Origin of the sequence: Mucilaginibacter sp., from assembly GCF_036383575.1 — a bacterium.
Taxonomy (GTDB): domain Bacteria; phylum Bacteroidota; class Bacteroidia; order Sphingobacteriales; family Sphingobacteriaceae; genus Mucilaginibacter.
Genome location: NZ_DASVOB010000004.1, coordinates 1 through 6,642, shown reverse-complemented (window position 1 = coordinate 6,642; position 6,642 = coordinate 1). Strand labels below are relative to the sequence as shown.

Here is a 6,642-nt window from a genome sequence, read left to right as displayed (position 1 = left end):
GTCGTGATTTTTCATAATTTTAAACTTTTAAATGGTTATGAATTGTTGATTATTTAGCCGTGATGATATAAATGTGGTTAAGTGGCTGTAGGAGAAGAAAAAATTAGTACCAATGCGCCGTTTGGAATGACCAAAACCCCTTAATGCAGGGACAAAAAAATTATGATTTTAAATTTTTCGGCAAATAAGGCGAGGGTAAAAACAATAGGCTGGCATTTGCTTTTCTGGCTTATTTATATACTTTATGAAGAGGTGTTGGTTCTGTATGCCAAACAGCCTGCCGAACCTTTTGGTACCCTTTATTCGTTTTTGATAAACGCTGTGGTATTTTATAATTTCTGGCAGTATATCAGGTACTTAACAAAAAAAATAAGGAATATTTTTGTTTTGATATTGGCAATATTGATAGCGGCCTCCGCTATCATCGCGATAACCGTTTTTTTTAAGATCCTGGGCGATGCTGTTATATTAAATGTTAGTTTTAAGGTGCATGCAACCCCCTTCAGCCCGATGGCACTTATTGTACGAACCATTTATTTTGGTGGCATGGGGGCAGCATATAGTTTTGCTAAAGCATTGATCCAAAAGGAGCGGGAAGCCGCTCATAAAAACAGCATTATAATTAACAAAGCACGATCAAACGGCATAGGGTTAAAATATATTCGCGAAAGATTGACAGATGAGTACGGCCGGGAGGGATTTGAGCTATTAATTAATGAAACCGATAACACGTATGAATGTAAACTTATTATGCCTCTGAAATATCCTGAAAATCATACCGATGCTATCCTTAAGGCCGACCGAAATCCAGTAATCAATCAAAAACCCATTTACGTATAATGAGACTAAAAATATTGTTTCAGCATTTACTGTTTTGGATGGTCTATATCCTTTACGAAACAGCTGTAGGTTATTTTGGCGGCCTTGGCGTAGCACCGTTGGGTATCTTACTTGCATTCGTTGTAAATACAGGTGTATTTTATGCAATAAGCTATTGCTATTCACTTTCACGAAAGCGCATTAAAAATGCCATCCTTTTTTTACCGGTAATGTTTTTCGGGGCGGTTGTTATTATCGGAGTTTCGATAATCCTTAAAATATTTGTTGATATAATCCTTGATCATATAAAGTTTGTAGAGGATGTCAATAAACAGAGAATAACCACCCTGATAATGCGTTCCATCTATTTTGTGATCATGGGTTTGGCCTACGCTGTTTTTAGAGACGTTACAAAAAAGGGACAGGAAGTAATTATATTGGAAAAGAAAGCTTTGCAAGCCGAATTAAACGTGATCAAATCGCAGATCAATCCACATTTTGTATTTAATACGCTTGGCTTTTTATATGCCGAAACTTATAAAAAACTACCGGAGGTAGGGCAGTCAATTATTACCCTTTCAAACATTATGCGGTATGCCTTAACCAAAAACGAGGATGGCTACAGCAATCTTGACAGCGAACTGAACTATATCAAAGATTTTATCAAAATTCATGAAAGCCGAAGCAGAGCTTTTTTTATGAACGTTAGTATCGAAAGTGGGGTTATTCCGTATAAGGTTGTATCATTGGTTTTAATTACCCTTATCGAAAACATGTTTAAGCATGGCATTTTCAATCAAAACACCAAAGAAGCTGCTTTGAATATCACTGTTAAAGACGGAAAACTGCATTTTTATTCGCTTAATTATAAAAATAATAACAGCGTTAATAAAGTACAATCCAACGGAATTGGCCTAAATTATATTCGCGAAAGATTGACTGATGAGTATGGACGGGAAGGATATGAGCTTTTGATCAATGAAACACATAACAACTATGAGTGCAAACTTACTATGCCTTTAAAATATCATGAAAGTAATTAACTGTATTATAGTTGAGGATGAGCCTTATGCCATTGATATTTTAAGCGATTTTATATCAAAGGTACCTTTTATTAATCTTACCGAAACATTTACAAACCCTATTGAGGCATTATTATATTTAAAAGAGTCAACAACCGACCTCATTTTTCTTGATATAAACATGCCCGAGCTTTCGGGTATCGACCTGATCAAAATGCTGCCCAAAAGTACCGAGATCATCATAACCTCTGCCTTTAGTGAATTTGCTTTAGCCGGGTTTGAAAACAATGTACTTGACTACCTGCTTAAACCCTTCGCCTTCGATAGGTTTTTACAAGCTTCACAAAAAGCGCTTGATAAGCTTTTACTGCTTGCATCAAACAAACCAACCCCGGTTATTGATCTGCAACCTAAGCCCGACTCATTTTACTTAAAAACAGACCGCGGTAAAATTGTACGCATAAATTTTGAAGACATCATTTACATAGAGGGACTTAAAAATTATTGTTCGGTTTTTACAGAAAATGAACGCCATATCTCGTTGGTGAGTATGAAAACCCTGGCCGATACCTTGCCGCTGGAAGACTTTGCCCGGACCCATAAATCATACATCATCGCCCTAAAACGCATTAAGGCCATTGACGGCAATATGGTGATATTTGATAAGATCAAAGAAAAGATCCCTATAGGGGTTACTTACCGCGACAGTTTTTTTGCTTTACTTAACAACAAAATGTTCAAATAACTTAGGCCTTGCCTTTTCGTGCTTTTTCAGACTTGAGGAACTTTAACAGCAATCCATACAAGATACACTCGTGCAAGCGCTGCTGGTTACTGAAATAGCGGTTAACTGCCATATGAATAACACTGCTTAAAAACTTCGCGTTCCAGTTGATATTGTATTTTTGCAGCAGTAACTCTACCTGCCCCCTTTTTTGCTGAAGCAGATCATCATATGCCAAAAGCAAGTTATTCAGGCTGCTATGATATTTTCTATGCAACTGATCAATTTGTATTTTGACAGCCTTATCATCAAACTCGGCAAAGAAATAGGCCTGCTGCTTTTCAACAAATTGCAGCTGATCATTTATATCCGCGCTCATTAGGTTGAGGTAATCTTTGATCAGCCAAAAAATCAGAAGCCAGTCTTCGGTATCATAACGGTTACTTTCAAGCAACCTGAATACGTTACAGCAAAAAGAAGTTTCGATACAAAAAAGGCCTTCGGCCTGTTCAATCTGGTGCCCATAACGTTCCAGTTCGCGCACGTAGGTATCAAGCTGTACAACATGTACCTGCCCACTCGCCAAAAACGGGGATAGCACCTCACGAACAGCCATATAAACTTCCTGAAAATCAACTTCCTCAAACAAATTAATCCTCACCCGGATATGATTATCAGGATCATGGTACCTGATAAAAAACCATTGTTTTATTTTAACGGTACCCGAATAATTTAACAACTCATCGAGCTTTAACAGTACCTCATTGGCCGTATTACTGCTAAGGTAAAGCTTAATAAACAGCCACTCGCTGCCGGGGAAAAAACTGCGCTGGAGCGTGTTTTCAATATATTGGAAATATTGGGGTTTTAAAGGCCTGTCAAAATAAAAAGGGGCAACAAGCTGGTGCATATAAGGGTTGCCATCCAGATCTTTTACAACGGCCCCGTGCTGAAAATGAATACATTCGGACAGAGTCAAAACCGGGGCCTGCCTTGCAATTTCCTTGGCAAATACCTGCATGCTAATCTCATTTCCCGTATCGATCAGTAATTCGTTATCGCCTTTTATAATATAAAACTTATCGGGAAGGAGCCACTCCTCTTTAAAACTGTTAAATAAACTGCCGAATTTATCCAGCAATTTTTCGGCCTTACAAAGGTCATCTAAAATAGCAGGTGTAAACTTCCATGTTGCCCTATGCAGGATAACACCAAAGCTGGTTTCAACACGCGGAAAAAACACAAAATCAGTTGAGAGCGCTCCCCAGTTAAAACTTAAATTACCATTACCACGCTGATGCTGGATATCGCACAAAAAAGTATAAATGGGATGTTGTGATCTATTATAATTATAAGCACTGCTTAACCGCGGCACCACTTCCCGCTGATGTTTTTTTGAAAACAATTTAAACACATTCTGCTCAAGCTTTATATAAATATCATCCAGTCTCAAAACCGAATTACCTTTGGCGTCATCAATATAAGCCAACTCATAAGGCCAAAAAGGCGGGTGCATCATAACGTTTAATATCCGCTCCTCGGGCATGTGAATTACTTCGGCAAACATGGCATCCGGGCTATTAGCAACTTCTTTTTCAGCTGCCTCTAATCCTACTTTATAAATTTCCTCATCCCCTACTGCAAACCGTGCTATCATGCTTAAAGCCCCAGGGCCTGTAACCCGTTCAAGATACAACACATCGTTTTCAAAAAGCTGAAAAAGTGCGCACATAGAAAATGGCAAATTATCTGCACTCCGTTCTTTAACAAAATTATCCGGTATAACGATCTTGTACTGTTTTTCCAGTTTAGCCCGGTTTAACAGATTGAGCATTTTAAAATCTATCTCGGTATAATCTACCCATGGGGCCGCCCCCTCGCTTCCGGTATACAGTCCCTCCGTAAAAAGGGTTTCATGCTCAAACCATTGTCCATATTCTATCCCCGTATCGGTATCAAAGGCCTCCATAAGTGGTACACTCTGTTCTTCATACCTTTTCCTGAACCTGCCTTTAAACTGCTCTATCCTTTTATTGGCCACCGGGGTATTCAGGTTGTTAAGCAATGCAATGCCCTTAGTTATTTTCCATTGTAATGATTGGTTGATCTCGCGGCGCTCCAGCTCGTTGAACCTGGTTATGTGAACCTGATCTTTGAGCTCCCTGCCGGTTATATGATCAGAGATGTGCTCAATTGCCTTATAGAACAAAAACCAGTTGGAGTTTTCAGTACCATCGTTATTAATTTTATTAATCAAATTGATAAGCTCATTGATGGTATTGCTCAACTCTTCATCGTCGGTCTTTTGCAAAAAGACGGGGAAATCATATCCTATTGCGGGTTCAAATGCCGGTTTAAGCAATTGCCCATCAATAAGGTCATTAATAAAAGTAATAAAATCATCATGCTCAAAATGCGGAAACAACTCAAGTAACTGGTTCTTATTCCATATTTTATCACCGGCAACAGCAACTATTTCATCAACTACTTCATTGCAGGCAATAGCGCTAACCTGGTAAACCCTTTGATCATCAATAACTTGATAAGTAATAAAACGCAGGTCGTCACCAACTTTATAAAGAGTGTTGTTAAGCTTATACCCCGCCGATAATTGATTGGCGTTTTCAACTTGTTTGGCAAGCGAAAAGCTCACTACGGCATCGGGCACTGCATGTTTCCTGAACCTTGCCGAAAGTTTTATATCATTGGCCGCGCCCCAATAAACTGATGAACAGCCGGCAAATAATCCAAAAGGTGTAGCCCGGTTTGCCATACGGGCCATATATTTATAAAAGCTTGATATTAATTGTGCTTCTTTGGCGTGCGTTTCCTCTCTATTTCCAAAAAGGACATCAAGTTCGTTGTAAAGCGATTTACTTGCTATATAAATACTTTCCTTTATTAACCTGTTATCCCATAATGCAAGCAAATTTTCTTTACCGAGCTTTTGTCTGTATGATAAAGCAGCCGAGCGTAAAATTAAACCGTTAATAAAATTAACTTTCATTCGTATATAAAAGGCAAGGTTCCGTGTATAAATAGCTACTTAAGTTACTGCTATTTTAATTAGCAGACAAAAAACTACCTTTGTCTGATATATAATTTCAGCAACAAAAAAGGGACAGTAACCTCCACAAGGCCCTGCCCCTTTTTTGGGAACAAATGTAACAAGCAAACCGGATTTAATACCTAACAATAAATATTATTATTAAATAAATATTTATTTATTGACCACCCTTATTTTCCCCGCCACTGAATATCATTCTTAACGCCTGATCCCTTGTTAAAAATGCCACAGCCCAGTTATACAAGGTTTTTATTTTATTATTATAGTTTACCAATGATATGAGGTGAATAAATAACCATACAAATAAAGCTGCAAGGCCGCTTAAATGTACTTTATGTTTAAACAGGTCAACAACGGCATTATGCCTGCCAACAATGGCCATATCACCCCTGTCAAAGTATTTAAAGGGTTTTATGACTTTACCTTTTGCCATGGCTATGAAGTTTTTAGCAGTATTGCGGCCCATTTGTATTGCAACCTGAGCCAGTTGCGGGTGGCCTTTGGGATAAACCGGATCCGTTATTTGCACACTAATATCGCCAATAGCGTATATATCTTCCAGGTCTTTAACCCGGTTATATTCGTCGGTGATCATGCGGCGACCTATGCCCAAACTGCTTGCCGGGATACCATCAAAGGTGTTAGCGATAATACCGGCTGCCCAGATCAGGGTCTTGGCTTCAAGTGTTTCGCCATCGGCAAAAGTGACCACACCATTGCTAAAATCATTTACATGGGCGTTTAGCTTAACTTCAACACCCAAATCAATAAGTGCCTGGCGGGTTTCTTTGTGGGTTTTATCACTCATGGGCGCAAGCAAATTTGGGCCGCCATCAACTATATAGATTTTCCCTTTGGCATTCATTAGCTCCGGGTAATCCTTTTTAAGGATATAGTTTTTCATTTCGGCAAGCATACCCGCAACTTCAACACCGGTTGGGCCGCCTCCGGCAACTACTATAGTTAAAAGCCTTTGGCGTTCAACCGGATCGGTTGTAATGGCTGCCTTT

Annotated in this window: 5 protein-coding genes; 3 read left to right on the top strand and 2 right to left on the bottom strand. The window is 38.9% G+C overall.

What is annotated here, in order from left to right:
• Positions 1–162: 162 nt before the first annotated feature.
• From VF500_RS00160 to VF500_RS00150, 3 genes are read left to right on the top strand one after another with little or no spacing between them, the layout of a single operon-like run.
• Complete coding sequence (locus VF500_RS00160) at positions 163–840, top strand: hypothetical protein (protein WP_330857737.1); 678 nt, start codon at positions 163–165, stop codon at positions 838–840.
• A complete protein-coding gene (locus VF500_RS00155) occupies positions 840–1,862 on the top strand; it encodes a sensor histidine kinase (RefSeq protein ID WP_330857736.1) in 1,023 nt (340 codons plus the stop codon). Before VF500_RS00160 ends, VF500_RS00155 begins: the two co-directional genes overlap by 1 nt.
• Positions 1,849–2,586 carry a response regulator transcription factor gene (locus tag VF500_RS00150; protein WP_330857735.1) on the top strand — a complete coding sequence of 246 codons (738 nt, stop codon included), beginning with the start codon at positions 1,849–1,851 and terminating at the stop codon, positions 2,584–2,586. Before VF500_RS00155 ends, VF500_RS00150 begins: the two co-directional genes overlap by 14 nt.
• Before the next feature lies 1 nt (position 2,587).
• Here VF500_RS00150 and VF500_RS00145 read toward each other — a convergent pair whose 3' ends face one another.
• Positions 2,588–5,572 carry a lantibiotic dehydratase gene (locus tag VF500_RS00145; RefSeq protein ID WP_330857734.1) on the bottom strand — a complete coding sequence of 995 codons (2,985 nt, stop codon included), beginning with the start codon at positions 5,570–5,572 and terminating at the stop codon, positions 2,588–2,590.
• Positions 5,573–5,789: 217 nt separating this feature from the next.
• A partial coding sequence (locus VF500_RS00140) for an NAD(P)/FAD-dependent oxidoreductase (protein ID WP_330857733.1) occupies positions 5,790–6,642 on the bottom strand: 853 nt, incomplete at its 5' end.

Coding starts and splice junctions, on each gene's coding strand:
- VF500_RS00160 (WP_330857737.1), top strand. CDS start 163: ATGATTTTAAATTTTTCGGCAAATAAGGCGAGGGTAAAAACAATAGGC.
- VF500_RS00155 (WP_330857736.1), top strand. CDS start 840: ATGAGACTAAAAATATTGTTTCAGCATTTACTGTTTTGGATGGTCTAT.
- VF500_RS00150 (WP_330857735.1), top strand. CDS start 1,849: ATGAAAGTAATTAACTGTATTATAGTTGAGGATGAGCCTTATGCCATT.
- VF500_RS00145 (WP_330857734.1), bottom strand. CDS start 5,572: ATGAAAGTTAATTTTATTAACGGTTTAATTTTACGCTCGGCTGCTTTA.